Source organism: Amycolatopsis ruanii (assembly GCF_003385175.1).
GTDB classification, from domain to species: domain Bacteria; phylum Actinomycetota; class Actinomycetes; order Mycobacteriales; family Pseudonocardiaceae; genus Amycolatopsis_E; species Amycolatopsis_E thermalba.
This window is the reverse complement of record NZ_PQHY01000004.1, coordinates 100,681-125,910: the sequence shown is the minus strand read 5'-3', so window position 1 is coordinate 125,910 and position 25,230 is coordinate 100,681. Positions and strand designations below refer to the sequence as shown.

The following is a 25,230-nucleotide window of genomic DNA, read 5'->3' as shown; positions in this document are numbered from 1 at the left end:
GATCGTCCCGCGGGGCCGGATCACGTGATCCGCCGTTCACCAGGGGGCCGCATGAGATTGCTCGGCGTGCACCAGGGTCTGGTGCACGCGCCCCTGCCGCAGGTGCGGGACCTCGTGCTGAGCACCGCGTTCTCGGCCTCCGCCACGCCATTGCGGGTGCGCAAGGACGCGGCGCAGGGGTGGATCGAGGCACGCGGGCAGTGGTGGTGGTGCGGGCGCGTCGAGGTGCACGAGCACGCCGCCGGGGCCCGGGTCGTCTACCGCATCTACAACGTGGCGACCGGGCTCGCCGGGCGGCTCGTGCCCGTCACCGTCGCGCGCGGGCACCGGGGCCCGGATCCGCTGCGCGCGCTGCTCGCCGAGCTGGGGGAGCGGCTCGGCTGCCGCACCGAACTGCTCTAGGACGCCGCGTCCGGCGCCGGCCGTCCTTCTCGGCCACCGGCACCGCGTCGCCGCCGGCGCGTCATTCCGTCGGCGTGCCGACCCGGAGCCGGTTGCCGTCGGGGTCGCGCAGCTCGACCTCACGCGCCCACGGAGCGTCCGTCACCGGCACGCCGAACTCGGCGGCGACGGCCTCCACGTCACGGACGCGGAGGTAGACCAGCGTGCCGGGGCGGGCGTCTCCCGTGTGCTCGGACAAGAACAACCGCACGCCGCCCCGCGCGACCTCGACGAACGCGGGCAGTCCCGGTTCGAAGCGGTGTTCCCACTGCTTGGTGAAGCCCAGCCGCTCGTACCACGCGACCGCCGCCGCGGCGGCCGCCACGCGCAGAATGGGAATGGCTTCCTCGTCCATGGCGCCATCGTCGCAGACCAGCCAGGGCGAACGCCGCCGCTCTAGCCCCCGTAGGGCTTGGTGATGATTTCCAGCCGGTGCCCGTTCGGGTCGTTCCAGTACACGCCGCGGCCACCGTCGTGGTGGTTGATCCGCCCCGGCTCCTTCTGGAACGGGTCCGCCCAGTACGGCAGGCCGCGACTGGTGATGCGCTCGAAGATCTCGCCGAACTCGGCGTCGCTGACCAGGAAGGCGTAGTGCTGCGGGTGCACGGGCCCGTCGACCTGGAGCACGTCGAGCGAGACCCCGTTGTCGGCCGCACCACGAGGAACGGGCCGTAGGGGACCGGGCCGGGCAGGCCGAGGACGCCGGTCAGGTACTCGGCGGTCTCCGCCCGGTCCCGCGCCTCGACGATCGTGTGGTTGAGCTGGACGGCCATCGCCGGCTCCTTTCCTCGCGGAACCTGGTGTCCCCACTGTAGGCCGCCGCTAGGCTGCGGGGATGACCATGGAACACGCCGCCGTGCTCGCCCTGCACTGGCAGGTCAACGTCATCAAGCCGGAGGGCTTCTTCGGCGGTATGCTCGCCGCGCCCGTCGAGCGCAGCGGCGTCGTCGGCCGCGCGGTCCGGTTCCACGAGTGGGCCGCCGCCGCCGGGATTCCGGTCTACTTCACCCGCTTCACGATCCCCGAGGACGAGGGCCGGCTCGTGCGCAACACCGCGTTCATGCGGGCCGTCGGCGACGCGCAGGAGCAGTTCCGGCCCGGCGCCCCGGGCACCCGGATCATCCCCGAGATGACGCACCTCGCCGAACACGTGACCGACAACCAGAAACTCTCCGGGCTCGCCGGCAACGACCTCGCCGCCCGCCTCGGCGACGCCGGCGTCACCACGCTGTACGTCACCGGCGTCGCCACCAACCTGACCGTCGAGCAGACCGCCCGGCACGCCACCGATCTCGGATTCGTCGTCCACCCGGTGAGCGACTGCGTGGCGGCCGCGGACGAGGCCGTGCACCTGGCGTCGCTGGCGAACCTGGACCTGGCGACCGCGGGCTGCCGCACGGCCGCCGAGATCACCGGAGGCTAGAACTCGTCGCCGCTGGAGAGTTCCTTTTCGAACGCGTCCGCCTGCGCGACGACCGACAGCAGCGGCCGCTCGAACTCCTCCCGCAGGTGCAGTGACGTCAGCGGCACGGTGTGCTTGATCAGCGCGACCCCGTCCACGACCGCGGCGCCCCCGATCGACGAGCCGCCGGCCAGCTCGAGCAGGCGGCGCAGGTCGATCTTGTCGGCCCAGCCCACGGCCGAGGAGATCTCGGCCCATTCGGCGCCGTCGAGGTCGGGCAGGTGGTGCACGGTGACCTGCTGGCTGCGGCCGCCGTCGGTGTCCAGCCGGAAGCGCAGCCAGTGCTCGCTCTCCTCCAGCACCTCGTACCGGATGCGTACGTAGTTGATGACGTCCGTCCAGATGGTCACGGGCGTCAGCTTAGCCAGAAGCCTCAGCTCTTGTGCGCGCGCGCCGCGGCGAAGCAGTAGATGCCGAACGCCGCCAGCCCGGCCGCGACGACCACCAGCAGCACGACGCCGTAGGGCTGGGCGGCGAGCGTGCGCAGCGCCTTGTCGACCCCGCCCGCCTGGCCGGCGTCCGACCGCAGCGCGGCGTAGCCGAGCAGCCCGCCGATGATCGCGTACACCACGCCCTTGGCGACGTACCCCGCGGAGCCGAGCCACTCGACCCACTTCGTGCTGCCCGCGGGCAGTTTCGGGGTGTTCAGGTCGTCGAGGAAGCTGCGTTTGATCCCCTTCACCGCCGCCGCGACGCCGACCGCGATCACCGCCGCCCCGGCGACCGCCACCAGCGCCTGCCCGGCGGGCAGCCGGAGCAGGCGGGCGGTGAACTCCTGCTGCGGCTGGTTGCCGTGCGCGGAGCCGCTGCCGGTGGCGAGCCGGATCGCGGTGTAGGCCAGGGCGAGCACCACCACGCCCCGTGCCCCGGAGCCGATGCGCTTGCGCACCCGCTTGCCGCGCCGGGGCACCCAGGTGTAGCCGCGGGCGGCCATCAGGAACTGCCACCCCCCGAACGCGACCAGCCCGATGGCGAGCACCCACAGCATCACTTGTCCGGCGGGGGTGGACCCGACTTCCTGCAGCGCGCCCTTCTGGTCGGCCTCCTTGCCGCTGTCCCCGGCCGCGACGCGGACCGCCAGGTAGGCGACGACCAGGTGCACCAGCCCCCAGCAGACCATGCCGGCGCGTCCGGCGGCCTGCGCCGCGGAGCGTCCCCTGACCCGTGCCGCCAGACCGGCGCCTGTCGCGTTGCTCGTCATCCGGGTACCTCCTCGTCACTCGATCGGGTGTACCCCGGAGGTGGCGTGGTTAAGCCGGGCGGGAGAGGAGCACGCCGAGGGCGCACCCCTGCGACGACGCCGAGCACCGCCAGCGTCGTGGTGCGGAACCCCGCCTGTCGCTCCGGCTGGTAGGGGCGTAGCCGTACCGGGTCTGCACCAGCGGATCGGCGGGAAACGCAGCAGCGCCAACGGAAACCACACCGAACGCCGATCCCCGGCCACGGTGTGGCAGGCTCCCCACCCTGCGGCGGCGGGATGTCCGCCCGCGGACCGCCCTACCCGGCCGGCACGCCGAGCACCTCCAGGAACGCGGCCGCCGCCGGGGTGAGGCCCGCTGTGCTCCAGACCAGGTGCTCGATCCGCCCGGGCGCGTCGGTGACCGGGACCGTCGCCACGCCGGACAGGTGCGGCGCGTACGTCGACGGCAGCATCGCCACCCCGAGGCCCGCCCGGATCAGCCCGGCCATCAGCTCGGCCGTGGTGACCTCGAACGCCACCTCGCGCTGCACCCCCGCCGCCGCGAAGGCCTGGTCGGACTGGGCGCGGCCCGGCGCGCCCGCCGTGAAGTCCACGAACTGCTCCGCCGCGAGCGTCCGCAGGTCGACCTCCGCCCGCCCCGCCAGGGCGTGCCCGGGCGCGACCACCGCGACGAGCCGGTCGCGCGCCAGTTCGTGTCCCCGCACGCCCTCGGGCCGCGTGGTGACCGGCAACCCGAGGAAGGCCAGGTCCAGCGCCCCTTCCCGGACCTGCTCGACCAGCTCGTGGCTCGCCGCCATCCGCAGCCGGACCCGCACCTGCGGGTAGCGCTGCCGGAACACTCGCAGCGCGTCCGGCAGGTCGACCGCCGCGACCGTGGGGATCACCCCGACGCTCAGCCGGCCCCGCACCTCGCCGACCGCGGCCGCCACCTCCGCCGCCGCCCGCTCGGCGAAGTCCAGGCACTGCCGCGCCGCGGGCAGGAACGCCGCGCCCGCCGCGGTCAGCCGCACCCGCCGGCTGGTGCGGTCGAACAACCGCGCCCCCAGCTCCCGCTCCAGGCGGGCGACCTGGTGGCTGAGCGCCGACTGCACGACGAGACATCGCTGCGCCGCCCGGGTGAAGCTGCCGGTCTCGGCCACCGCGACGACGTAGCGCATTTGCTGGAGTTCCACCGATCTATCGTGCCGCACGATCGGTCAGGTGACGAACATGTGTTGGACTCATGGATCAAGGCGACCGAGACTGGCCGGGTGAGACTTCGCGACACCGCACTGGCCGCCTTCGCGCCCGTGGTCTGGGGATCGACCTACGTGGTCACCACCGAACTCCTGCCGCCCGCCCACCCGTTGTTCGCGGGCCTGCTTTGGGCCCTGCCTGCGGGCCTGATCGCCCTCGCCGCCACGCGGACCCTGCCGCGCGGGGCCTGGTGGTGGAAGGCCGCCGTGCTCGGCGTGCTCAACATCGGCCTGTTCTTCCCGCTGCTGTTCGTCGCCGCCGAACGGCTGCCCGGCGGCGTCGCGGCGACCCTGGGCGCCACCCAGCCGCTGATCGTGGCCGTGCTCGCGGTCGCGGTCCTGAAGGAAAGCCCGTCGGCGTGGCGGTTCGCCTGGGGCGTGACCGGTGTCGTGGGGGTGGGCCTGGTCGTGCTCGGCCCGGCGGCCGGATTCGGCGTGGCCGGCGTGCTGGCCGGGCTGGGCGGCGCGGCGACCATGGCGCTCGGCGTCACGCTCACCAAGAAGTGGGGCCGTCCCGCCGAGGCCGGCCCGACCGCGTTCGCGGCGTGGCAGCTGACCGCGGGCGGGCTGTTCCTGGTGCCGGTCACGTTCCTGGTCGAGGGCGCCCCGCCCGCGGTCGATGTCCCCGCGGTGCTCGGTTACCTGTGGCTCGGGCTCGCCGGCGGGCTGCTGGCGTACGTGCTGTGGTTCCGCGGGATCACGACGCTGCCGGTCACCTCGGTCGCCGTGCTCGGCCTGCTGTCGCCGATGGTCGCCGCGCTGCTCGGGGTCGTCGTGCTCGGGCAGACGCTCGGACCGGTTCAGCTGACCGGCTTCGCCCTGGCCCTGGCCGCGATCGTCGCCGGGCAGCGGTCACGGCCGGGAGCGCAGATCCGCCAGCACGGCCGTCGCCGCGCGGCGGCCGGACACCAGCGCGCCCTGGATGGAGCTGGTGTCGCGGTGGTCCCCGCACACGTAGCGGCCCGGGGCGAGCCGGACCGGCTGCCGTAGCGGGTGGCCGGCCGGCATGACCGGCAGCGCCCGCGCGATCGCGTAGGTCTCGACCCGCTCCCAGTCCGTGGTCGTGGTGTCGTACATCCGCGCGAGCGTGGTCCGCACGTGCGGCTCCAGCTCGTTGCCGGTGTCGCAGCGTTCCGGCACCGACGCGGCGACCAGCGTCTGGCCCGGCGGCGCGTACCCCGGCGCGACGGCGCTGATCACCGCGGTGTTGACCAGCAGGTCACCGCTGTCGGTGCGCAGGGTCGGCTGCCGGGACGGCGGGTGGCCGCTCGTGCCGTAGTAGTAGGTGGTCACCGCGTGCCACTCCGGCTCCGGGACGCCGAGCAGGCCGTCCGCCGCGGCCACCACCACCGCCCGCGCGAGCACCTCGCCGCGGTCGGTCGTGACGCCTTCGCCGGTGATCCCGGTGACGCGGACTCCACATCGGACGGTGCCGGGCACGAGATCGCGGGCGAGCAGGTGCGGCAGCGCGCCCATCCCGGACGCGGGCAGCGCCGCGCCGCCGCGCAGGAAGCTCCGCCACACCAGGTGGAACGCCCGCGCGGACGTCCTCAAGGGACGGTCCAGGAACACCCCGGCGAGGAACGGCCGCAGCACCTCGTCGACCGTCCGGTCGCCGACGCCGCGCCGGGCGAGGTCCTCGGCGATGCTCGAATCGGCACCGGCTTCGAGCCGGCGGGCGGGGGCGAGCACGTCCCGTGCCGACATCGTCAGCAGCGCGGCCACGTCGCGTGGCCGGCCGGCGGTGCAGGCGAGCAGGTCCCGCACCGCGCGGCGGTGCCGCCACGGCGGGGCCAGCGCCTGCCCGTCCGCGATCACCCCTCGCGTGAAGTACTGCAACCGCAGGTCGGCGAGGCCGGACAGCTCCCGCACGGCCGGGTAGGCGGGCAGCAGCACCTGGAACCCGCGGTCCAGGCGGAACCCGTCGATCACGTCGGTGCGCACCCGGCCGCCGATGTCGTCCCCGGCCTCGCAGACCAGCACGTGCAGCCCGGCGCCCTGCAGGATCCGGGCCGCGGCGAGCCCGGCCGGACCCGCGCCGGCCACGACCACCTCGGCCCGCTCCACCATGTCCGCCCTCCTCGGGAGGAGGACTACCACGCCGAGTGGGGGCGCAACCACCGGTCAGGGAAAAAATTCGTTCGGCCCACCAATGAGTGTGATAGCGTTAGGCCAGCAAACGATAGAGTGGCTAACGTTAGGTAGCCGAATGGACAACCGGGAGCTGGGCACCATGATCGAACCGTTCCGCATCGACATCCCCCAGGCCGACCTCGACGACCTGAACGACCGGCTCGCCCGCACCCGCTGGCCCAACGAGGTCGCCGGCGCCGGCTGGGACTACGGCTTCCCGCTGGCACGCCTGCGGGCACTGGCCGGCCACTGGCGCAGCGGCTACGACTGGCGAAAGCACGAAGCCGAGCTCAACGAGCTGCCGCACTTCACCACCGAGATCGACGGCCAGAGCATCCACTTCGTGCACGTCCGGTCGGCCAGACCGGACGCGCTCGCGCTGGTCCTCACCCACGGCTGGCCCGGCTCGTTCCTGGAGTTCCTGGACGTGATCGAGCCGCTGTCGCGCGACTTCCACCTGGTGATCCCGTCCATTCCGGGCTACGGCTTCTCCGGGCCGACCCACGAGGGCGGCTGGAGCGCCGAGCGGATCGCGCGGGCGTGGGCCGAGCTGATGTGCCGCCTCGGGTACGAGCGGTACGGCGCGCAAGGCGGCGACTTCGGCGCCGGCATCTCCCTGGCGCTCGGCTCGGTGGCGCCCGAACAGGTGGTCGGCGTGCACATCAACTACCTGCCGACCCGGCCGGACCCCGATGCCGGCGTCGAACTGTCCGAAACGGACGAGGCCCGGCTGGACAAGGTCAGGCAGCTGATGGCGAACCGCCCGCCGTACCAGGCCCTGCAGGCCGCGACCCCGCAGACCATCGGCTACGCGCTGACCGACTCGCCGGTCGGGCAGCTGGTCTGGATCGCCGAGCGGTTCGCGCACTGGACCGACCCGGACTCGCGGATCAGCGACGACCGGTTGCTCACCAACGTCTCGCTGTACTGGCTGACCGCGACCGCGGCCTCCTCGGCGCGGCTGCACCACGACGCCCCGCGGGGGCAGTACCTGCCGTGCCGGGTGCCGGTCGGCGTGGCCGTGCTCCCGCACGACATCACCCAGTCGGTGCGGCCGCTGGCCGAGCGGCTGTACGACATCCGGCACTGGTCGGAGTTCGAGCGCGGTGGCCACTTCGCCGCCATGGAGGTGCCGGACCTCTTCGCCGAGGACGTCCGGGCCTTCTTCCTGACCGCCCTGACGTCCTGAGGAGACCGCCATGACAGAGACGCCGATCCGCGCGCTGGCCGACCGCGCCGAGCTCGCCGAGCTGGTCGCCCGCCACAGCGTGTGGCTCGACGAAGGCCGCTACGACGAGACCGGCCGGCTGTTCACCGAGGACGTCGTCGTCACCTCCCTGCGCGGGGAGGCGCGCGGCATCGAAGCCCTCGTCGAACTCGCCCGCTCGGGGCACGACACCTACGTCCGCACCCTGCACAGCAAGGCCAACCTCGTCATCGACGTCGACGGCGACACCGCCACGGTGCGGGCCCACGACATCGCCGTGTTCGTCCTCGACGACAAGACCGAGGCCGTCGCGGCCGGAGTCCACCACTACCGGGCGCGCCGCACCGCGCACGGCTGGCGCTTCGACCACCTCGTGATCACCCCGGTCGCCCTGACCGAAGCCCTCGGCCGGGCGCTCTGACCGGCCGCGCCATCACCGGCCGTCCACGGCCATCCGCACGCCGAGTGCGACCAGCACGGTGCCGCTGATCGCGTCGAGCCTGCGGCGGACGGCGGACCGGCGGAACCACCCGCCGGCCCGCCCGACGGCCGCCGCCAGGCTCAGGTACAGGACGGTTTCCAGGGCCACCTGGAACACGGCGAGCAGCGCCGTCGTGCCGAACAACGGCCGGCCCTCGGGCACGAACTGCGGGTAGAACGCGATCATGAACGCGGCCGCCTTCGGGTTCGCCAGCATGACGAGCAGGCCTTCGCCGAACGCGGCGGCCCAGCCCGTGGCCGGCGCCGCGGGCGGCTCGTCGGCAGGTGCGGCCGGGCGCCAGGCCGACCGCCACGCCTTGATCCCCAGGTGGATCAGGAACGCCGCGCCGGCGACCCGCAGCACGAGGAACGCGACCTCCGACGCGGCGACCAGTGCCGCCAGCCCCGCCGCGGCGGACAACGCCCACACGTACAGACCGGCTTCGAGACCGAGCACGGTCGGCACCGCGCCGCGGAACCCCCGCACCGCCGCCCGGCGCAGGATCAAGGCCATCGCCGGCCCCGGCGAGGCCGAGATCAGGACCACGGCCAGGGCGAAGGCGGGCAGCACCGCGAGCAGATCCACGCCCGGCATCCTGCCCGCGGTACGACCGCGGTTTCAACGGAAATCAGTCCAGTTCGTCGAGCGCCGCGACGGCTTCCCAGCGCGCGCCCAGGGTGTTCAGCAGCCCCGCGACGTCGACGTCGCCCGAATCCGAGCCGAGCAGCGCCTTGTCCAGGCGGCGGGCCCGGCGGTTGACCTCCGTCAGCACCGCCGAGCCCTCCTCGGTGAGCGACAGCAGCTTGCGGCGCGCGTCGCGGGGCGACTCGACGCGCTGGATGAGGCCGCGCTGTTCGAGCCTGCGGCACAGGTCCGCCATCGTGGAGGTGTCCAGGGCGACCGCGCCGGCCAGGGAACTCTGGTCGCTGCCGGGGTAGGCCCGCACGGCGGACAGGACCGCGAACTGGGGCCCGGTCAGCACCGGGTCGACGTGGCGGTTCCACGCGGCGAGGTAGGCCTGGTACATGCGGCGGGCGCCGTACCCGGGGGCGGCCAGCAGATCCGGAGGAGGCGCCGGTGCGACGGCCGGAGCCCCCCGGCCGCGCCGGCCTGCCCGCGCTGGCTCACCCATCAAACCCTCCCACTCTCGCGGCTTCCCGTGATCCTACGTGTCCGGACGATCGCGCCGCCGTGACAGTCCGGCCCAAACTCTTGCGTATCCGGATAATACGTGTTCGGATTAATAGCGGAGGTGGTCAACGATGGACCAGAACCTGTTCAACGACATCTGCCTGCGCCAGCTGACGCTCTCGGGCGTGCACGAGGGCGAGACCGTGGTGGTGCTGACCCGCGGCGGCGAGCGGGCGGAGTACGCCGACGCCTTCCTGTGGGCCGCCCAGCAGCTGGGCGCCGCGACCTACCACATGCGCCTGCCCTCGCCGGCCAGCGCGTCCGGCGCGTGGGCGGTGGGCGACTCCGGGCTGGGGAACATCCCCCGCGCGGTGGACGCGCTCAAGGGCGTGGACATGGTCGTCGACTGCACGTTCCTGCTGTTCAGCAAGGAGCAGTTCGCCATCCAGGAAGCCGGCACCCGCATCCTCACCGCCGTCGAGCCGCCCGAGCTGCTGGCCCGGCTGATGCCCACCAAGGAGCTGCGCGAGCGGGTGGAGATCGGCGCCGAGCTGCTGGCCAAGGCGAGCACGATGCGGATCACCAGCCCGGCCGGCACCGACGTCACCTACCGGCTCGGCGTGTACCCGACGCTGTCGGAGTACGGCTACACCGACACCCCGGGCCGCTGGGACCACTGGCCCGCGGCGTTCGTGTTCACCGGGGGCGCCGCCGACGGCGTGGACGGCAAGATCGTGCTGTCGCCCGGGGACGTGCTGCTGCCGTTCAACACCTACGTGCAGACCCCGGTGGAGATCACCATCGAGGAGGGCTTCATCCGCGACATCCGCGGCGGCGCCGGATCGTCCGGTTTGGACGCCGACCTGCTGCGCTCCTACATCGAAAGCTTCCACGACCCCCGCGGCTACGGGATGAGCCACGTGGGCTGGGGCCTGGACGAGCGCGCGCACTGGCACGGCCTGACCCAGTTCCCCGGCGGGATGGGGATGGAGCTGCGCAGCTTCTACGGCAACGTGATGTTCTCCATCGGCCCGAACAACGAGCTGGGCGGCCCGAACGACACCGCCTGCCACTTCGACATCCCGATGCGCGGCAACTCGCTCTACCTCGACGACGAGCTGATCGTCGACGCCGGCGAGCTGACCGTGCCGGAGATGCGCCCGGCGGCGAAGCGATGACCGACCACCACATCGGGATGATCGTCCCCAGCTCGAACCTCACCATGGAGACCGAGCTGCCCCGGATGCTGCGCGCCCGCGAAGAGGCCGAGCCGGGGGAGGCGTTCGTCTTCCACTCCGCGCGGGCCCGCATGCAGCACGTCGACCCGGAGCAGCTGCGCGCGATGAACGACCAGGCCGGACGCGCGGCGGCCGAGCTCGCCGACGCCCGCCCGGACGTGGTCGCCACCGCCTGCCTGGTGGCGATCATGGCCCAGGGACCCGGCTACCACTGCACGGCCGAGGACGACATCACCCGCGTTCTGCGCGCCGAGGGCTGCGCCGCGCCGGTCGTGTCCAGCGCGGGGGCGCTGCTGTCCGGCCTCGCGGCGCTGGGCGCCGCGAAGATCGCGATCATCACCCCGTACCTGAAGCCGCTGACCAAGGCGGTGGCGGACTACATCGAGGACGCCGGGGTCGAGGTGGTGGACGCGCTGTCGCTGGAGGTGCCGGACAACCTCGCGGTGGCCCGGCTGGACCCGCACGACCTGCGCGAGCACTACCGCAAACTCGATCTGTCCGGAGTGGACGCCCTGGTGCTGTCCGCGTGCGTGCAGATGCCGTCGCTGCCGTCGATCCAGCCCGTCGAGGACGAGACCGGGATCCCGGTCCTGTCGGCGGCCACCGCGACCACGTTCCGGATCCTGACCGAACTCGGGCTCCCGCCGCGCGTGCCGGGGGCCGGGCGGCTGCTCGCGGGCACAGACCAGACGAGGAGGCCGGCGTGACGGCGAGCCAGTCGTTCGAAGTCGTGGTCGTCGGGGGCGGCCTGGGCGGGCTGTGCGCGGCACTGTCGCTGCGGCAGCGGGGCCTGCGGGTCACCGTGGTCGAGGCGGCGCCGCAGCTCGGCGAGATCGGCGCGGGCATCCAGACCGCGCCCAACGCCAGCCGGATCCTCATCGGACTGGGCCTGCGCTCGCAGCTCGAGCGGGTGCGCACCGAGCCGCAGGACCAGGTCCGCCGCCGGTGGGCCGACGGCAGCATCATCGCCCAGCTGCCGCTGGGACAGCGGGTCACCGACACCTACGGCGCCCCGTACTGGCACTACCACCGCGCCGACCTGCACGGGGTGCTGCTGGACGCGTGCGTGGACCCGGACGGCCACGGGCCGGTGGTCCAGGTGGCGACCGGCGCGCGGGTGGTCGAGCTGGACCGCGCCCAGCCGGAACGCCCGGCGGCGATCACCGCCGACGGCCGCCGGTTCACCGGGGACGTGGTGATCGGCGCGGACGGCATCCGCTCCGCGGTCCGCGATCTCGCCGGGTTCGACGACACGCTGGTGTTCTCCGGCGAGATGGCCTACCGCGCCCTGATCCCCGGGGACCTGGTCGCCCAGGACCCGGCCACCCGGTTCCTCGTCGACCGCTACCACTCCACGATCTGGTACGGCCCGGACAAGCACCTGGTGCACTACCTGATCCGCGGCGGCCAGTACCTCAACGTGGTCGCGATCGTGCCGTGCACCGACACGATCGCCCGCGAGTGGAGCGGCCCGGCGACCGCCGAGCAGCTCGCGGCGGAGTACCGGGACTGGGACGACCGGGTCCCGGCCGTGCTGTCGAAGGCCAAGGACGAGGATGTGTCGGTGTGGGCCATGTATCGGCGCCGGCGCGATCCGGTGTGGGTGGACGGGCGGGTGACCCTGCTCGGCGACGCCTGCCACGCCATGCTGCCCTACCAGGCCCAGGGCGCGTCCCAGGCGATGGAGGACGCGGCGGTGCTCGCCGAGGAGCTGGGACGCGTCACCCGCGACGGGATCGACGGCGCCCTGATCCGCTACGTCGACCGGCGCGCCAAGCACGCCGGCATGGTCCAGGACGCGTCCCTGCAGAACATGAGCTTCTACCACCTGCCCGACGGTCCCGAGCAGCGCGAGCGCGACGAGAAGCTGCGCCGGTTCGACGGCGAGTCCGACGTGTCCTACGACTGGCTGTGGAACGGCAGCCCGCTCACCGATCCGGACACCGAGTCCATCAACTACCAGTTCGCCCGCTGAGGCGCGGAACTGGCCGACAATCGCAACGGAGCGATTCATGCGTACCGGAGATCAGATCGTCCAGGACCTGCCCTGGCGCTGGAGCGTGCAGGGGAAGATCTTCCTCATCGGTGGTCTGGGCTACATGTTCGACGCGTGGGACGTCGCCCTGAACGGGTTCCTCACGCCGCTGGTCGGGACCGAGTTCGGGTTGTCACCGGGCCAGAAGGGCCTGGTGGCGACCGCCAACCTGATCGGCATGGCGGTGGGGGCCGTCGTGTGGGGCACCGTGGCCGACCGCATCGGCCGGAAACGGGCGTTCAGCATCACGCTGCTGGTGTTCGCCCTGTTCTCCGTGCTCGGGGCGCTCTCGCCGAACGTGGAGGTCTTCCTGGCTCTGCGGTTCCTGGCCGGGGTGGGGCTCGGCGGGTGCATCCCGGTGGACTACGCGATCGTCAGCGAGTTCTCCCCGCGGCGCCACCGCGGCCGGGTGCTCTCGGCGATGGACGGCTGGTGGCCGGTGGGCACCACCCTGGCCGCCGTCACGGCGACCCTGCTGGTCCCGGTGTCCGGGAACTGGCGCTGGATGCTGGTGCTGATGATCCTGCCCGCGCTGCTGCTGTTCTGGGTCCGGCGCGGGGTTCCGGAATCCCCGCTGTACCTGGTGCGCAAGGGCCGGGAAGCGGAGGCCCGCGCGGTCATCGACGACCTCGTCCGCCGCACGGGCGCGCCCGCCGAGCCGTACACGATCCCGCCGGCGGTCGTGGAGGACACTCGCGGCGGCGCGCTCACGGCCGCGTTCGACCAGCTGCGCCGGGTGTGGGCGTTCAGCCCGCGGATCACGGCCGTCGCGTGGTCGCTGTTCATCAGCGTCATGCTGGTGTACTACGCCGCCCTGAGCTGGATGCCGTCGATCCTGCGCGCCCAGGGGTTCGGGGAGATCGCGGCCTTCGCCTCGACCGCGCTGATGAACGCGCTGGGCATCGTGGGCGTCGCGGTGGCGGTGCTGCTCGTGGAGAAGGTCGGCCGCAAGCGGATCGTCGCGGTCGCCGGGCCGCTCGCGGCGCTTTCGCTCGTGGTGTTCTCGCTGCTGCTGGGCTCACCCACCGGCGCCGTGATCGCGATCGGCGCGTTCGGCATGCTGGCGCTGGTGGTCATCCCGGTGATGTACGCCTACGTGTCCGAGCTGTATCCGACGGAGCTGCGGGCGTCCGGTTTCGGCTGGGCGTCGTCGTCGAGCCGGGCCGTGACCGGCTTCGCGCCGCTGGTGTTCGGCAGTCTCCTGTGGCCGGTGCTCGGACTGCCGCTGACGTTCACCGTGCTGGGCGGTCTCGTGGTGGCCGCGGTGGTGTTCATGATGCTGGGGGCGCCGGAGACCCGCGGCCGCGAGCTCGACCGGATCGCCGTCCCGGCCAAGCCCGAGGCGCCCGCGAAAACCACGCAGGTGCCGTGAACGACAGGAGGTCGACACCGTGAAGCCCGCCGCGTTCGCCTACCACCGGGCCCACGACGTGCCCGACGCCATCGGCCTGCTCGGCGAGCTCGCCGCGGCGGGCGAGGAGCCGAAGCTGATCGCCGGCGGGCAGAGCCTGGTCCCGATGATGAACTTCCGGCTCGCCCGGCCGACGGCCCTGGTCGACCTGGGGCCGCTGCGCCGGGATCCGGCCCTGACCGGCCTGCGGCGCGCGGGCGCGGGGCTGGAGATCGGGGCGCTGGTCACCCACCGGGCGGTCGAGGTGGCGAAGCTGGGGCCGGACTTCGACGTACTCTCGCGTGCCATGCGGTGGGTGGGGCACCTGCCGATCCGCTCCCGCGGCACGGTGGCCGGCAGCATCGTGCACGGCGACGCCACCGCCGAGTGGTGCCTGCTCGCGCTCCTGCTCGACGCCGTGATCGTCGCCGACGGCTCCGGCGGGCGGCGGGAGATCCCGGCCGCGGAGATGTTCCACGGGTTCTACACCACCGCCGTGGAACCGGACGAGGTGGTGACGGCGGTGCGGTTCACCCGGCCGTCGCCGCGGGCCGCGCTGACCGAGTTCGCCCGCCGCCACGGCGACTTCGCGATCGTCGACGTCGCGGTCAGCCTCCACGAGGACGGGGGCCGGGTGGTGGTCGGCGGCGTCGCGCCGGCGCCCGTCCGGGTCCCGGAAGCCGAGGCCGTCCTCGCCGCCGGTGACCCCGGGCGGGACCTGTTCGCCGCGTGCGCCGACGCCGCGGCCGCCGCGGTCGACCAGGCCGGCGACGCCGCCGGCAGCAGCGCCTACCGCCGCCGGCTCACCCGGACGCTCGTCGTCCAGGCCCTGCACCAGGCGTGGGAGAAAGGAGTGACGCGATGAGCGACGGTGCTCCGCGGTTCGACGGGCGAGGCGGCCGGTGGGTCGGCGCGTCGGTGCCCCGGCGGGAGGACCCGCGGCTGCTCACCGGCCGGGGACGCTTCGTCGACGACATCCAGCCGCCCGGCACGCTGCACGCGTGTTTCGTCCGCGCCACGGTCGCGCACGCCCGGATCACCGGGATCGACCTGTCGGCCACCCTGGCGGTCGACGGGGTCGTCGCCGCCTGGACGGCGGCCGACCTCGATCTGGGCGACATCGTCGCGTTGCTGGACCGCCCGCCCGAGGAGTTCGCGCCGACCGCGATGCCGATCCTGGCCCGGGACAAGGTGCGGTTCACCGGCGAACCGGTCGCGCTGGTCGTCGCGCGGGACCCCTACCTCGCCGAGGACGGCGCCGAACTGGCCGTCGTGGACTACGAGCCCCTCGGGGCGATCGTGTCGGAGGAGACCGCGCTCGCCGAGGGCGCGCCACTGGTGCACGAGGAAGCACCCGGCAACGTGCTGCTGGACGTGTCCATGTTCGACACCCCCGGGGTGGACGAGGCGTTCGCGGCCGCCGCGTGCGTGGTCGAGGTCGTCACCCGCAGCGGACGGCAGAACGCCCTCCCGCTGGAAACCCGCGGCGTGATCGCGTCCTGGGACGACCACGACGACCAGCTGCTGGTGCAGATGTGCACCCAGGTCCCGCACCAGGTGCGCACCGCGCTCGCCCGCTCGTTGCGCGTGCCCGAGCGGACCGTGCGGGTCACCGTCCCGGACATGGGCGGCGGGTTCGGCCAGAAGTGCGTGGTCGGGCGCGAGGAGATCGCGGTGGCGGCCGCGGCGAGGCGCCTGAACCGGCCGGTGAAGTGGATCGAGGACCGGCGCGAGGCCCTGACGGCCGGGTTCCTGGCCCGGGAGCAGCGCTACCGCACCCGGGCGGCGTTCGACGCCGGCGGGCGGATCACCGCCCTGGACGCCGACATCGTGTGCGACATGGGCGCCTACTCCTGCTACCCGTTCACCGCCGGGATCGAGCCGCTGATGGCCTCGGCGGAGATGCCCAGCGTGTACCGGGTGCCCGCCTACCGGGTCCGGGCCCGCGCCATCACCAGCAACAAGGCGCCCACCGCGCCCTACCGGGGCGTCAGCCGGCCCCAGTACGTGATGGCGATCGAGCGGGTGATGGAGCGCGCCGCGCGCGAACTCGGCCTCGATCCGCTGGAGATCCGGCGGCGGAACCTGATCACCCAGTTCCCCTACACCGGGGTCAACGCCGTCACCTACGACCCCGGCACCTACCGGGAGTCGCTGGACCTGGCCGAGGCCACGCTGCGCGACGAGGGGTGGTACGAGCTCCGGGAGACCGCGGCCGCCGAGGGCAGGCACCTCGGCATCGGCTTCTGCTGTTTCTCCGAGCGCACCGGGTACGGGTCGGGCGCCTTCGCCAAACGGAAGATGACCGTGGTGCCCGGGTTCGACATCTCCGAGATCCGGATGGACACCACCGGCTCGGTCGTCGTCACCAGCGGCACCATGAACCACGGCCAGTCCCACGAGACGACGCTCGCGCAGATCGTCGCCGACCGGCTGGGGGTGCACCTCGACCAGGTGAAGCTGCGCCAGGGCGACACCGAGCGCATCGCCTACGGGTGGGGAACCTTCGCCTCGCGGTCGGTGACCATCGGCGGCTCGGCCGTGGCGCTGGCGGCCACGCGGCTCGGTGAGCTGCTGTGCCGGATCGCGGCGCACCTGCTGGAGACCAGTCCGGACAACGTCCGCCTCGACGGTGCGGGCGGCGTCGTCCAGATCGACGACCCGGGCCGGCGCGCGTCGTTCGAGGAGATCGCCGACGTCGCCTACCTGCGCAGCCACCTGCTGCCCAAGGACGTCGAACCGACGCTGACGGCCACGGCGAGCTTCGACGTGCCCGGCGACGGCACCTTCTCCAACGCCACGCACGCCGTGGTCGTGGAGGCCGACCCGGGCACCGGCGCCATCACGATCCTGCGCTACGTGTGCGTGGAGGACTGCGGGGTGGTGATCCACCCGCAGGTCGTCGACGGGCAGTGCCGCGGCGGGATCGCCCAGGGCATCGCCGGCGCGTTGTTCGAGGAGGTCACCTACGCCGGCAACGGTGAACCGTCGGCCGCCAGCTTCATCGACTACCTCGTGCCGACCGCCACCGAGATCCCCGACATCACCGTGTCCCACCTGGAAACGCCCTGCGCGTTCACCGAGAACGGCGCGAAGGGCGCCGGCGAAGGCGGCACCATCGGCGCGCCGGCCGCGGTGCTGAACGCGATCAACGACGCGTTGCGCCACACCGGTGTCGAACTCGACACGACACCGGTGCACCCGCAGACCGTGCTCGCCGCGCTCGACGCGGCCCCGGAGCGAGAAACGAGTACCGCCTCATGACCGACCGGCACCTGATCGTCCTGACCGTCAACGGCAGCGAGCACGAGGCCGTCGTCGAGCCCCGCAAGACCCTGCTCGACGTCCTGCGCCACGACCTCGGCCTCACCGGCGCGCACGCGGGGTGCGAGCACGGCGTGTGCGGAGCCTGCACCGTCCTGGTGGACGGCGAACCGGTGCGGGCCTGCCTGGTGTTCGCCGTCCAGGCCGAGTCGGCCGACATCCGCACCGTCGAATCGCTGAGCCGGGACGGTGAGCTGTCCGACCTGCAACAGGCCTTCCGCGAGCACCACGGGCTGCAGTGCGGCTTCTGCACGCCGGGATTCCTGATGCTCGCCGAGGGATTCCTGGCCCAGCAACCGGACGCGGACCGCGCGGAGATCCGCGAAGCGGTCTCGGCGAACCTGTGCCGCTGCACCGGTTACCAGACGATCGTGGACGCCGTCGCGGCGACCGCGGCCCGCCGTCGTGACACCGAGAAGGAAGTGACCTCGTGATCCTGGAAAACCAGCTGTCCGTCCCGGCCGATCCCGGCGCGGTGTTCGCGTTGATCAACGACGTCGAGCGGGTCGCGGGCTGCCTGCCGGGCGCGACCCTGGACGGGCAGGAGAGCGACGCGTACCTGGGCCGGGTCAAGGTCAAGGTCGGCCCCATCACCGCGGCCTACTCCGGCAAGGTGCGCTTCACCGAGGTCGACACCACCGGGCGGCGGCTGCGCCTGTCGGCGCGGGGAGCGGACACCCACGGCAACGGCGACGCCGAAGCCGACGTCACGCTGATCGTCCGGGAGGCCCCCGGCGGCGCCACCATCGACCTGCGCACCGACCTGTCCCTCCGCGGCAAGCTCGCCCAGTTCGGCAAGGGCGCCATCAGTGCCGTGTCGGCCCGGTTGCTCGACCAGTTCGCCCGCAACCTCGCCGCCCAGCTGAGCGCCCAGCCGGGCGCGGGGGAGGAGCCCCGGGCCGCCGCCCCGGCGGCGCCGGTACCGGCGGACGGCGGCGAGTCGCTCGACGGGCTGGCCATGCTGCTGCCCCCGGGCGCCAAGCGGTACGCCGCCGTCGCGGCCGCCGCCGCGCTCCCGCTGTTCCAGGGCTGGCTGCTGGGCCGGATCCGCACCCAGGACAAACTGATCAAGGAGTTGCAGCGTGCCCGTCGATGACCACCGCGGCCTGCACGGCGCCGAGACCGACGCTGTCTACGACCGGGCCGGGTTCGGCGCCACCGTCCCCCGTGGACAGAGCCCGGCCCTGATCGTGGTCGACCTGACCCGCGGCTTCACCGAACCCGGTTTCCCGTCCGGAGCCGACCTCACCGCCGAAGTGACCGCGGCCGCCACGCTCGTGAGCGCGGCCCGACGCGGTGACGTCCCGGTGATCTACACCGCGATCAGCTACACCCCGGCCGAGGCCGAGGGGGACGCCGTGGCCTGGCTCCGGAAGGCGCCCGGCATGCGCGGCCTGCGCGAAGGAAGTGACGCCGTTGCGCTCGACCCCCGGCTGGACTGCCGCGACAGCGACCACCTCGTGCTGAAGAAGGGCGCTTCGGCGTTCCACGGAACCGGGCTGGCGGCGCTGCTGACCGGGCTGGGCGCGGACACCGCGCTCGTCTGCGGAGCCACCACCTCCGGGTGCGTCCGGGCGACCGCCGTGGACGCCGTCCAGTCCGGCTTCGACACCCTCGTCGTGCGCGAAGCCTGCGGCGACCGGGCCCGCGGGCCGCACGACGCGGCGCTGTTCGACCTGCAGGCCAAGTACGCCGACGTGGTCGCACTCGCCGACGCCGCGGCCTACCTCGACGCGCCGGACCGAGCCGGCAGAAAGGTGTCCTGACATGGTTCCCGAGTCCCCGTCCGCGCGCACGCTGAGCCAGCCCGCGCTCGCCGACCTCGCCGAGGTCCCGGCGACCAGCCGCTGGGTCCGGTCCGGGGCGGTGCGGCTGCACCTGCTCGACTACGGGCCGGCGGACGGCATCCCGCTGCTCGTGCTGCCCGGCATCACCAGCCCCGCGATCACGATGGACTTCGTGGCGCGCGAACTCACCGGCCTGGTGCGCCCGATCGTGCTCGACGTCCGCGGCCGCGGGCTGTCCGACAGTGCCGATACCGGGCCGGAGGGCTACGACCTGGCCACCTACGCCACTGATGTCGCTGCCGTCGCCTCCGGGTTGGGGCTGGACCGGCCGGTCCTCTTCGGACATTCGATGGGAGCGCGCATCGCGGCCGCGGCCACCGCCCGCTGCGAGGTGCGCGGCACGATCCTGGCCGACCCACCGATGAGCGGCCCCGGCCGCGGCCCCTATCCCACCACGCTGGAGGCGTTCCTCGGCCAGCTCGACCAGGCCCGCCGCGGCACCGACGCCGACGAGGTGGCGCGGTCCTGGCCCCGGTGGCCGCGCCGCGAACAGGAGCTGCGTGCCCGGTGGCTGTCGTCGTGCTCCCGCACCGCGATCGCCGCCACCCACGCCGGTTTCGAGTCGGAGGACTTCTTCGACCACTGGCCCCACGTGCCCGCCCCGGCCGTTCTGCTGTACGGCGGGGACAGCCCGGTCGTCACCGCCGCCGGCGCGGCCGAAGCCGGCCGCGCCAACCCGGCCGCCGAACTGGTCGCGATCCCGGACGCCGGGCACATGGTGTTCTGGGACCAGCCCGCACCCGCCCTCACCGCCCTGCGGGAGGCGCTGCGATCAGTTCTCGCGGTAGGCCGAGGGCCGCACGCCGACCTGGTTCAGGAACGCCGCTGACAGCGCGCCGGGACTGGCGAAGCCGCACCGCGCGGCGATGCCGGCGAGGGTGAGGGTGGTTCCGGACAGCAGCCGCTGGGCCTGCTCGATCCGCAGCCGGGTGAGGTACCGGTGGGGTGTCTCGCCGGTCGCCGCCCGGAAGACGCGGATCAGGTGGTACACGCTCAGGTGCACCTCGGCGGCGATGTCGGCCATCGCCAGCGGCTCGGCCAGCCGGTCCCGCATGACGGCGATGGCCGCGCGGACGGCGGCGTGCTCCGGCCCCGGCGGCGGCGCGTGCCGGCCGCGCGTCACCAGGTGCGTGGCGAGGAACGCGGCAGCCGATTCGGCGTACAGATCGTCCGTGTCGCGGGCGGCGGGCAGCGCGCGGAGGAGCTGCCCGACGAGCGGATCGCCCGCGGCCAGCGCGGCGGACAGCGCTGCGAAGTCCGGCGCCGGGCCGTCCAGCTGGGCCGCGGTCCGGGCCAGGGTCGCCGACGGGATGTGCACCTGGATCGTGCGCATCGCGGAGTGCGCGCGGTAGTCGCGCACGCTGGCACGGCCGGGCACGACGAGTTCGAGGTCGCCGGGCACCCGGCGGCCTCGGACCGGTTTCCCGTCCGCGCGCGTCCGCATGTCCACGTCCCCGGCCACGTAGAGGATCAGGTGGACGTCGGACACGCCGGGCAGCCGGAGCTGCTCGACCGCCGGCGCGTGGTCGAAGCACTGCACGAGCAGCGACCGCCAGCCCGCGTCGGCCCAGCTGCAGTAGGTGCGCCGCACCGGCGCCGACGTGCCGAACCCCGCGTAGGGCGCCAGATCGAAGTCGGGCGAGTCGAACATCATCCGAACGTAGCCGAGATCCCGGCGGTGAACGAGCCGGGTACGCGGCCGACGTTCGGGCGAAACCGGGCGGTCCGGCACAACCCGGGGCGGCTTGGCGCTAGCGTGATCACGCCGAGGGCGTCCGGGAGGGGATGAGGCGATGCAGGCACCGTCGACGGTCGTGCAGCTCGCGCTGCTCGTCCTCCTCGTGCTGCCCGGCATCACCTACCAGTTCGTGCGCGAACGGCGGCGCGGGCCGGTGCCGGGGGAGCGCGACCTCGGCGAGCGGGTGCTGCGCGCGATCGTCGCCTCCATCGCCCTCGACGCCGCCTACGCGATCGTCGCCGGGCCCGCGCTCGTCCGGCTCGCCCGGGGCACCGGGCCCGGCGACTGGACCGGGTTCACCGAGCAGCCCCGTCTGGTCGGCGCGGTGGCGGTGCTGCTGTTCCTCGTCGTCCCGGCGCTCGCGGCCGGCGCGGTGTCGCTGGTGGAGCGCCGCCGCCGCGGCTCGCGGTACCTGCGCACCCCCACCGCCTGGGACCACGCCTTCCGCGACCGCGAACCGTGCTTCGTCCGCGTCCGCCTCAAGGACGGCAACTGGGCGGGCGGCTGGTACGGCCACCGCTCCTACGCCTCCTCCTACCCGCACCCGCCCGAGCTGTACCTCGAATCGGCGCGCGTGATGGGCCCGGACGGCAGCTTCGGCGCGCGCGTTCACGGCACGGCGGGCCTGCGGCTGCGGGCGGAGGACTTCGACGTGCTGGAGTTCGTCGAACCGGACCAGGGGAAGGAGAAGTGATGGACCGCGAACTCACCCCCGAAGAGGAGGAGATCGTGCGCACGAGCGTGTCGCGCGGCTACACGCCCAAGCGCGAGGTCACCGAACCCGAGGACCCGCCTGCCGGGTCCGCCGGCACCTCCCAGGCGGCCGAGGACTGACCCGTGACCGACTGGGGCGAGCGGTTCTGGGACGCCTACCGGGTGGCCCGGCACAGCCCGGACCCGGCCTCGGTCCAGACGGCCATCGAGTACGGACGCCAGGCGCTCGCGGCCGCGGGCGGCGACGAGCGCACCACCTACCTGCGGAACCTGGGCGGCCTGCTGCAGACCCGGTTCCACCAGACCGGCGACCTGAGCTACCTGCGGGAAGCCGTCGACGGCCTGCTGGAGGCGGTCCTGCTCACCGCGGACCGCCCGGCCGAGGAAGCCGCCCACGCCAACAACCTCGGCATGGTGCTGCACACCGCGTTCCAGCACAACCGCGACCCGGCCACCCTGGACGACGCGGTGTGGTGGAGCCGGCAGGCCGTCGAGGGCGCGGCGCCCGAGGACAAGGCCGACTACCAGGACAACCTCGTCGTCGCGCTGCTGACGGTGTTCACCGTGACCGGCGACGAGGACGCGTTGCGGGAAGGCATCGAGCAGGCGCGGGACGCGGCGCGCCACGCACCGGACGCCGAGATCACCGGCCGCAGCCTGCACTTCCTCGCGGTTCTGCTCCGCCGCTGGTTCTCCCACACCGGTGACCCCGCGGTGCTGCCGGAGGCCGTCGACGCGGCGCGCCGCGCCGTCGAGCTCACCCCGGCCGGCTCGGCCGACCACCTGGACCGGCTGGCGCACCTGTGTGTCCTGCTCGACGACCGCCACCGGCTCACCGGCACCCGCGACGACCTGGCCGAGCTGGTCGAAGCCCGCACCACCCTGGTCGCGATCACCCCGCCCGGCGACCCGAGGTATTCGCGGTTCTCCACGAACCTGCTGTTCACCCAGCGCGAGTGGACCGCGCTCACCGGCGAACGCCCCGAGCGCGCCGGGCACGTGGCCGACCGCGCCGGGGTGGAGGCCGAAATGTCCGGCCTGCTCGCCGCCGAGTTCGGCCGGACCCGGAACCCGGAACTGCTGGAGCGGGCCGTCCGGCACGGCCGCGCGGCGATCGCCGCCACGCCCGCCGGGCACCCGCACCGGGCCGAGCGGCTGGACCACCTCGCGGCGGCGCTGGCGCAGCGCGGCGAGGCGTTCGGCGACCGCGCCGCGCTCACCGAATCGGTGGAGCTGCAACGGGAAGCGGTCCGGTGCGCGCCGTCCGGGGACCCGCGGCGGCCCCGGTACCTGGGCAACCTCGCCGTCACGCTGAACACGCTGTTCCTCGCCACCGGCGAGCTCGCCCTGCTCACCGAGGCGATCGACGCGGCCCGCGCGGCCGCCGCCACGACCGCCGGGCACCCGGACCACCCGGTGATGCTGGCCAACCTCGCCGCGACGCTGCACCGCCGGTTCCGCGTCACCGGCGAGCTGCGGATGCTGACCGACGCGCTCGACGCCGCGCGGGAATCCGTCCGCCTCGGCGCCGGCCGCGTCGCCGGGCACGCCCGCCATCTCGGCAACCTCGCCACCATGCTGTCGGACTGGTTCGAGCGGACGGGCCGGGCGGCAGCCCTCGACGAGGCCATCCGCGTGCACCGCGCCGCCGCCGACGCGACCCCGGCCGGCCACCCCGACCGCGCGCTGCGCCTGGCGAACCTGGGCGGCGCCCTGGGCACCGCCTACGCCCGGTTCGGCGACCAGAACGCCCTGCGCGAGGCGATCGCCGCGCGGCGCGCGTCGGTGGCCGCGGCCGCCGAGGGCAGCCCGGAGCGAGCCGGTTACGTGGCCGGTCTGGCCGGGGCGTTGTGCGACTGGTCCGCGCGGCCCGGTGCGGGGGAGACGGACCCGGCGATCCTCGACGAGGCCGTCGCGCTCGCGCGTGAAGCGGTCCGGGGCCGGGAGGGCGAGGCGTTCTCGCGGACCACGACGCTGAGCACGCTCGCCGACGCGCTGCGGCTGCGGTTCCGCCGGTCCGGCGACCGCGACGCGCTCACCGAGGCGCTCGACGTCTACCGCGAGGCCGCGCTCTTCGCCGGATCACCGACGGTCCGGCGGGTGGAGGCGGCCGAGCGGTGGGGCGAGCTGGCCGCCGAGGGCGGGTTGCCCGCGACGGCGGCCGAGGGCTACGCGGTCGCGGTCGGGTTGCTGCCCCAGCTCGCCGGCCGCCGTCTGGACCGGGGCGACGCCCAGTACTGGCTGGGCCGCTTCGCCGGGCTCGCCGCCGACGCGGCCGCGTGCGCGCTGAACGCGGGCGACCCCGAGGGTGCGGTGACCGTGCTGGAGTCCGGCCGCTGCGTGCTGGCGGCCCAGGCGCTCGACAGCCGCGGCGACCTGTCCGAGCTGCGCGAGCGGGCGCCCGGGCTGGCGGCGGAGTTCGAGGCGCTGGGCGCGGAGTTCGAAACCGACACCACGCGGGACCGCCTCGCGCTCGCCGCGGAACTGGAGGCGCTGGCCGTGCGCATCCGGGAACTGCCGGGGCTGGACCGGTTCCTCCGGCCGCCGTCGCTGGACGATCTGACGGCGCAGGCGCACGAGGGCCCGGTGGTCTACGTCAACGTCAGCCGCTACCGGTGCGACGCGGTGATCCTCACCCCGGACGGCGTCCGCGCCCGGCCGCTGCCGGACCTGACCGAAGACGCGCTGCGGCAGCGGGTGCGTGCCTTCCGCGCCGCGCTGGCCGCGGAACCCGGTGAGCGGCAGGCCGCCGAGCGCACGATCCACGACACACTGGAATGGTTGTGGGACACCGTGGCCGGCCCGGTCCTGGACGCGATCGGCGTGACCGGATCGCGGATCTGGTGGGCGCCGGTCGGCGTGCTCAGCCTGCTCCCGCTGCACGCCGCCGGACACCACCGCGGCGGCGGCCCGGCGGTGATGGACCGGGTGATCTCGTCGGTCACGCCGACGGTCCGGGCGCTGGCCCACGCGCGGACGCGGCGGCGGGGGAGTGGCGAGCGGCCGCGGCTGCTCGTCGTCGCGATGCCGTCCACTCCGGACGGTGCCGACCTGCCCGGCGCGCGGGCCGAAGCGGAGTTCCTCGCCGCCCACGTCCCCGGTGCCACGGTGCTGGCCGGCGCGGACGCCACCCGCGACGCCGTTCTCGACGCGCTGCCGTCCGCCGGCTGGGTGCACTTCGCCTGCCACGGGTACAGCGATCCGGACAACCCGTCGGACAGCCACCTGGTGCTGCACGACCACGCCCGCGCCCCGCTGCGCGTGGTCGACGTGTCCCGGCTGCGCCTGCCGGACGCGCGGTTCGCCTACCTGTCCGCCTGCGACACCGCCCGCACGAGCGAAACCCTGTCCGACGAGGCGATCCACCCGGCGGCCGCGTTCCAGATCGCCGGGTTCGCCCAGGTCGTCGGCACGCTGTGGCGGGTGGAGGACGCCGTCGCGCCGGTGCTGGCGCAGTGGATCTACCGGGACCTGCTCACACCCGGAGCCGGGACGACGGCGACGGCGGTGCACCGGACGGCCCGCGCGCTGCGGGAGAAGTACCCGAACCTCCCGTCCGTGTGGGCGGCCCACGTCCACTTCGGCGCCTGATGATCTTGATACCAGCTGGGTATCGTCGGGTGCGTGGCCATGACTTTGCGCTTGACCGAGGA

General features: G+C 73.8%; 25 protein-coding genes and 2 pseudogenes. 18 read left to right on the top strand and 9 right to left on the bottom strand.

The features are described from left to right. Positions 1-51 precede the first annotated feature (51 nt). Entirely contained in the window at positions 52-402 is a 351-nt protein-coding gene (locus D0D28_RS03510; protein WP_162830968.1) for a hypothetical protein, read from the top strand. Positions 403-463: 61 nt separating this feature from the next. Here the strand turns inward: D0D28_RS03510 and D0D28_RS03505 are convergent, their stop codons facing one another. Together D0D28_RS03505 and D0D28_RS03500 are read right to left on the bottom strand one after the other, a co-directional pair. Continuing rightward, positions 464-796, bottom strand: coding sequence for a glyoxalase superfamily protein (locus D0D28_RS03505; RefSeq protein WP_116109700.1), 333 nt, complete (start codon positions 794-796; stop codon positions 464-466). Positions 797-837: 41 nt separating this feature from the next. Further along, positions 838-1,214, bottom strand: a pseudogene (locus D0D28_RS03500) (VOC family protein). 62 nt (positions 1,215-1,276) lie between these two features. On the opposite strand from D0D28_RS03500, the gene D0D28_RS03495 reads away from it, so the two are divergent. Continuing rightward, the gene (locus tag D0D28_RS03495; RefSeq protein WP_116109699.1) at positions 1,277-1,864 is read left to right on the top strand and encodes a cysteine hydrolase; all 588 of its coding nucleotides are present in this window, start codon (positions 1,277-1,279) and stop codon (positions 1,862-1,864) included. On the opposite strand, the gene D0D28_RS03490 is transcribed toward D0D28_RS03495, so the two are convergent. The 3 genes from D0D28_RS03490 to D0D28_RS03480 all read right to left on the bottom strand — a co-directional run bounded on the left by D0D28_RS03490 (position 1,861) and on the right by D0D28_RS03480 (position 4,276). Further along, on the bottom strand, positions 1,861-2,253 hold the full coding sequence (locus D0D28_RS03490) for a hypothetical protein (protein ID WP_116109698.1): 393 nt from the start codon (positions 2,251-2,253) through the stop codon (positions 1,861-1,863). The two genes, D0D28_RS03495 and D0D28_RS03490, sit on opposite strands and share 4 nt — an antisense overlap. A gap of 23 nt (positions 2,254-2,276) precedes the next feature. Further along, positions 2,277-3,023, bottom strand: coding sequence for a DUF1206 domain-containing protein (locus D0D28_RS03485; protein ID WP_116109744.1), 747 nt, complete (start codon positions 3,021-3,023; stop codon positions 2,277-2,279). A gap of 377 nt (positions 3,024-3,400) precedes the next feature. Then, positions 3,401-4,276: a LysR family transcriptional regulator gene (locus tag D0D28_RS03480; RefSeq protein ID WP_116109697.1), complete on the bottom strand. Its 876-nt coding sequence runs from the start codon at positions 4,274-4,276 to the stop codon at positions 3,401-3,403. 78 nt (positions 4,277-4,354) lie between these two features. On the opposite strand from D0D28_RS03480, the gene D0D28_RS03475 reads away from it, so the two are divergent. Further along, positions 4,355-5,329: an EamA family transporter gene (locus D0D28_RS03475; protein ID WP_346009473.1), complete on the top strand. Its 975-nt coding sequence runs from the start codon at positions 4,355-4,357 to the stop codon at positions 5,327-5,329. Here the strand turns inward: D0D28_RS03475 and D0D28_RS03470 are convergent. Next, a pseudogene (locus tag D0D28_RS03470) lies at positions 5,276-6,409 on the bottom strand (FAD-dependent oxidoreductase); the annotation flags it as partial. The gene D0D28_RS03475 and the pseudogene D0D28_RS03470 overlap by 54 nt on opposite strands. A 163-nt stretch (positions 6,410-6,572) precedes the next feature. Between D0D28_RS03470 and D0D28_RS03465 the strand changes: the two are divergent. Both D0D28_RS03465 and D0D28_RS03460 read left to right on the top strand, forming a co-directional pair. Then, positions 6,573-7,661 (top strand): epoxide hydrolase family protein, encoded by a 1,089-nt coding sequence (locus tag D0D28_RS03465; RefSeq protein ID WP_116109743.1) that lies wholly within the window; start codon positions 6,573-6,575, stop codon positions 7,659-7,661. A gap of 10 nt (positions 7,662-7,671) precedes the next feature. Next, a complete protein-coding gene (locus tag D0D28_RS03460) occupies positions 7,672-8,100 on the top strand; it encodes a nuclear transport factor 2 family protein (RefSeq protein WP_094002714.1) in 429 nt (142 codons plus the stop codon). 12 nt (positions 8,101-8,112) lie between these two features. Here D0D28_RS03460 and D0D28_RS03455 read toward each other — a convergent pair whose 3' ends face one another. Next, the gene (locus D0D28_RS03455) at positions 8,113-8,754 is read right to left on the bottom strand and encodes a LysE family translocator (protein WP_240323076.1); all 642 of its coding nucleotides are present in this window, start codon (positions 8,752-8,754) and stop codon (positions 8,113-8,115) included. A gap of 34 nt (positions 8,755-8,788) precedes the next feature. Then, entirely contained in the window at positions 8,789-9,292 is a 504-nt protein-coding gene (locus D0D28_RS03450; RefSeq protein WP_116109694.1) for a MarR family winged helix-turn-helix transcriptional regulator, read from the bottom strand. A gap of 130 nt (positions 9,293-9,422) precedes the next feature. Here D0D28_RS03450 and D0D28_RS03445 point away from each other — a divergent pair, with 130 nt between their 5' ends. Genes D0D28_RS03445 through D0D28_RS03400 form a run of 10 tightly spaced genes read left to right on the top strand, consistent with a single transcriptional unit; the run spans position 9,423 to position 19,954 of the window. Next, entirely contained in the window at positions 9,423-10,469 is a 1,047-nt protein-coding gene (locus tag D0D28_RS03445; RefSeq protein WP_116109693.1) for a leucyl aminopeptidase, read from the top strand. After that, on the top strand, positions 10,466-11,236 hold the full coding sequence (locus tag D0D28_RS03440) for a maleate cis-trans isomerase family protein (protein ID WP_116109692.1): 771 nt from the start codon (positions 10,466-10,468) through the stop codon (positions 11,234-11,236). Before D0D28_RS03445 ends, D0D28_RS03440 begins: the two co-directional genes overlap by 4 nt. Continuing rightward, positions 11,233-12,504 carry an FAD-dependent oxidoreductase gene (locus D0D28_RS03435; protein ID WP_116109691.1) on the top strand — a complete coding sequence of 424 codons (1,272 nt, stop codon included), beginning with the start codon at positions 11,233-11,235 and terminating at the stop codon, positions 12,502-12,504. The genes D0D28_RS03440 and D0D28_RS03435 overlap by 4 nt, the downstream gene beginning before the upstream one ends. Positions 12,505-12,541: 37 nt before the next feature. Beyond that, complete coding sequence (locus D0D28_RS03430; protein WP_094002720.1) at positions 12,542-13,936, top strand: MFS transporter; 1,395 nt, start codon at positions 12,542-12,544, stop codon at positions 13,934-13,936. 19 nt (positions 13,937-13,955) lie between these two features. Continuing rightward, positions 13,956-14,819: an FAD binding domain-containing protein gene (locus D0D28_RS03425; protein ID WP_116109690.1), complete on the top strand. Its 864-nt coding sequence runs from the start codon at positions 13,956-13,958 to the stop codon at positions 14,817-14,819. Then, positions 14,816-17,218 (top strand): xanthine dehydrogenase family protein molybdopterin-binding subunit, encoded by a 2,403-nt coding sequence (locus D0D28_RS03420; protein ID WP_116109689.1) that lies wholly within the window; start codon positions 14,816-14,818, stop codon positions 17,216-17,218. The genes D0D28_RS03425 and D0D28_RS03420 overlap by 4 nt, the downstream gene beginning before the upstream one ends. Then, positions 17,215-17,712, top strand: coding sequence for a (2Fe-2S)-binding protein (locus D0D28_RS03415; RefSeq protein WP_116109688.1), 498 nt, complete (start codon positions 17,215-17,217; stop codon positions 17,710-17,712). The genes D0D28_RS03420 and D0D28_RS03415 overlap by 4 nt, the downstream gene beginning before the upstream one ends. Next, a complete protein-coding gene (locus D0D28_RS03410; protein WP_116109687.1) occupies positions 17,709-18,374 on the top strand; it encodes an SRPBCC family protein in 666 nt (221 codons plus the stop codon). Before D0D28_RS03415 ends, D0D28_RS03410 begins: the two co-directional genes overlap by 4 nt. Further along, on the top strand, positions 18,361-19,044 hold the full coding sequence (locus D0D28_RS03405) for an isochorismatase family protein (RefSeq protein WP_116109686.1): 684 nt from the start codon (positions 18,361-18,363) through the stop codon (positions 19,042-19,044). The genes D0D28_RS03410 and D0D28_RS03405 overlap by 14 nt, the downstream gene beginning before the upstream one ends. Position 19,045: 1 nt before the next feature. Next, positions 19,046-19,954: an alpha/beta fold hydrolase gene (locus D0D28_RS03400; protein WP_116109685.1), complete on the top strand. Its 909-nt coding sequence runs from the start codon at positions 19,046-19,048 to the stop codon at positions 19,952-19,954. On the opposite strand, the gene D0D28_RS03395 is transcribed toward D0D28_RS03400, so the two are convergent. Continuing rightward, positions 19,898-20,776: a helix-turn-helix domain-containing protein gene (locus D0D28_RS03395; RefSeq protein WP_116109742.1), complete on the bottom strand. Its 879-nt coding sequence runs from the start codon at positions 20,774-20,776 to the stop codon at positions 19,898-19,900. The two genes, D0D28_RS03400 and D0D28_RS03395, sit on opposite strands and share 57 nt — an antisense overlap. Before the next feature lie 142 nt (positions 20,777-20,918). On the opposite strand from D0D28_RS03395, the gene D0D28_RS03390 reads away from it, so the two are divergent. From D0D28_RS03390 to D0D28_RS03385, 3 genes are read left to right on the top strand one after another with little or no spacing between them, the layout of a single operon-like run. Next, positions 20,919-21,557, top strand: coding sequence for a DUF6338 family protein (locus tag D0D28_RS03390; RefSeq protein ID WP_116109684.1), 639 nt, complete (start codon positions 20,919-20,921; stop codon positions 21,555-21,557). Continuing rightward, on the top strand, positions 21,557-21,697 hold the full coding sequence (locus tag D0D28_RS36005; RefSeq protein ID WP_167481433.1) for a hypothetical protein: 141 nt from the start codon (positions 21,557-21,559) through the stop codon (positions 21,695-21,697). The genes D0D28_RS03390 and D0D28_RS36005 overlap by 1 nt, the downstream gene beginning before the upstream one ends. Before the next feature lie 3 nt (positions 21,698-21,700). Next, on the top strand, positions 21,701-25,168 hold the full coding sequence (locus tag D0D28_RS03385) for a CHAT domain-containing protein (RefSeq protein WP_116109683.1): 3,468 nt from the start codon (positions 21,701-21,703) through the stop codon (positions 25,166-25,168). Positions 25,169-25,230: the final 62 nt, after the last annotated feature.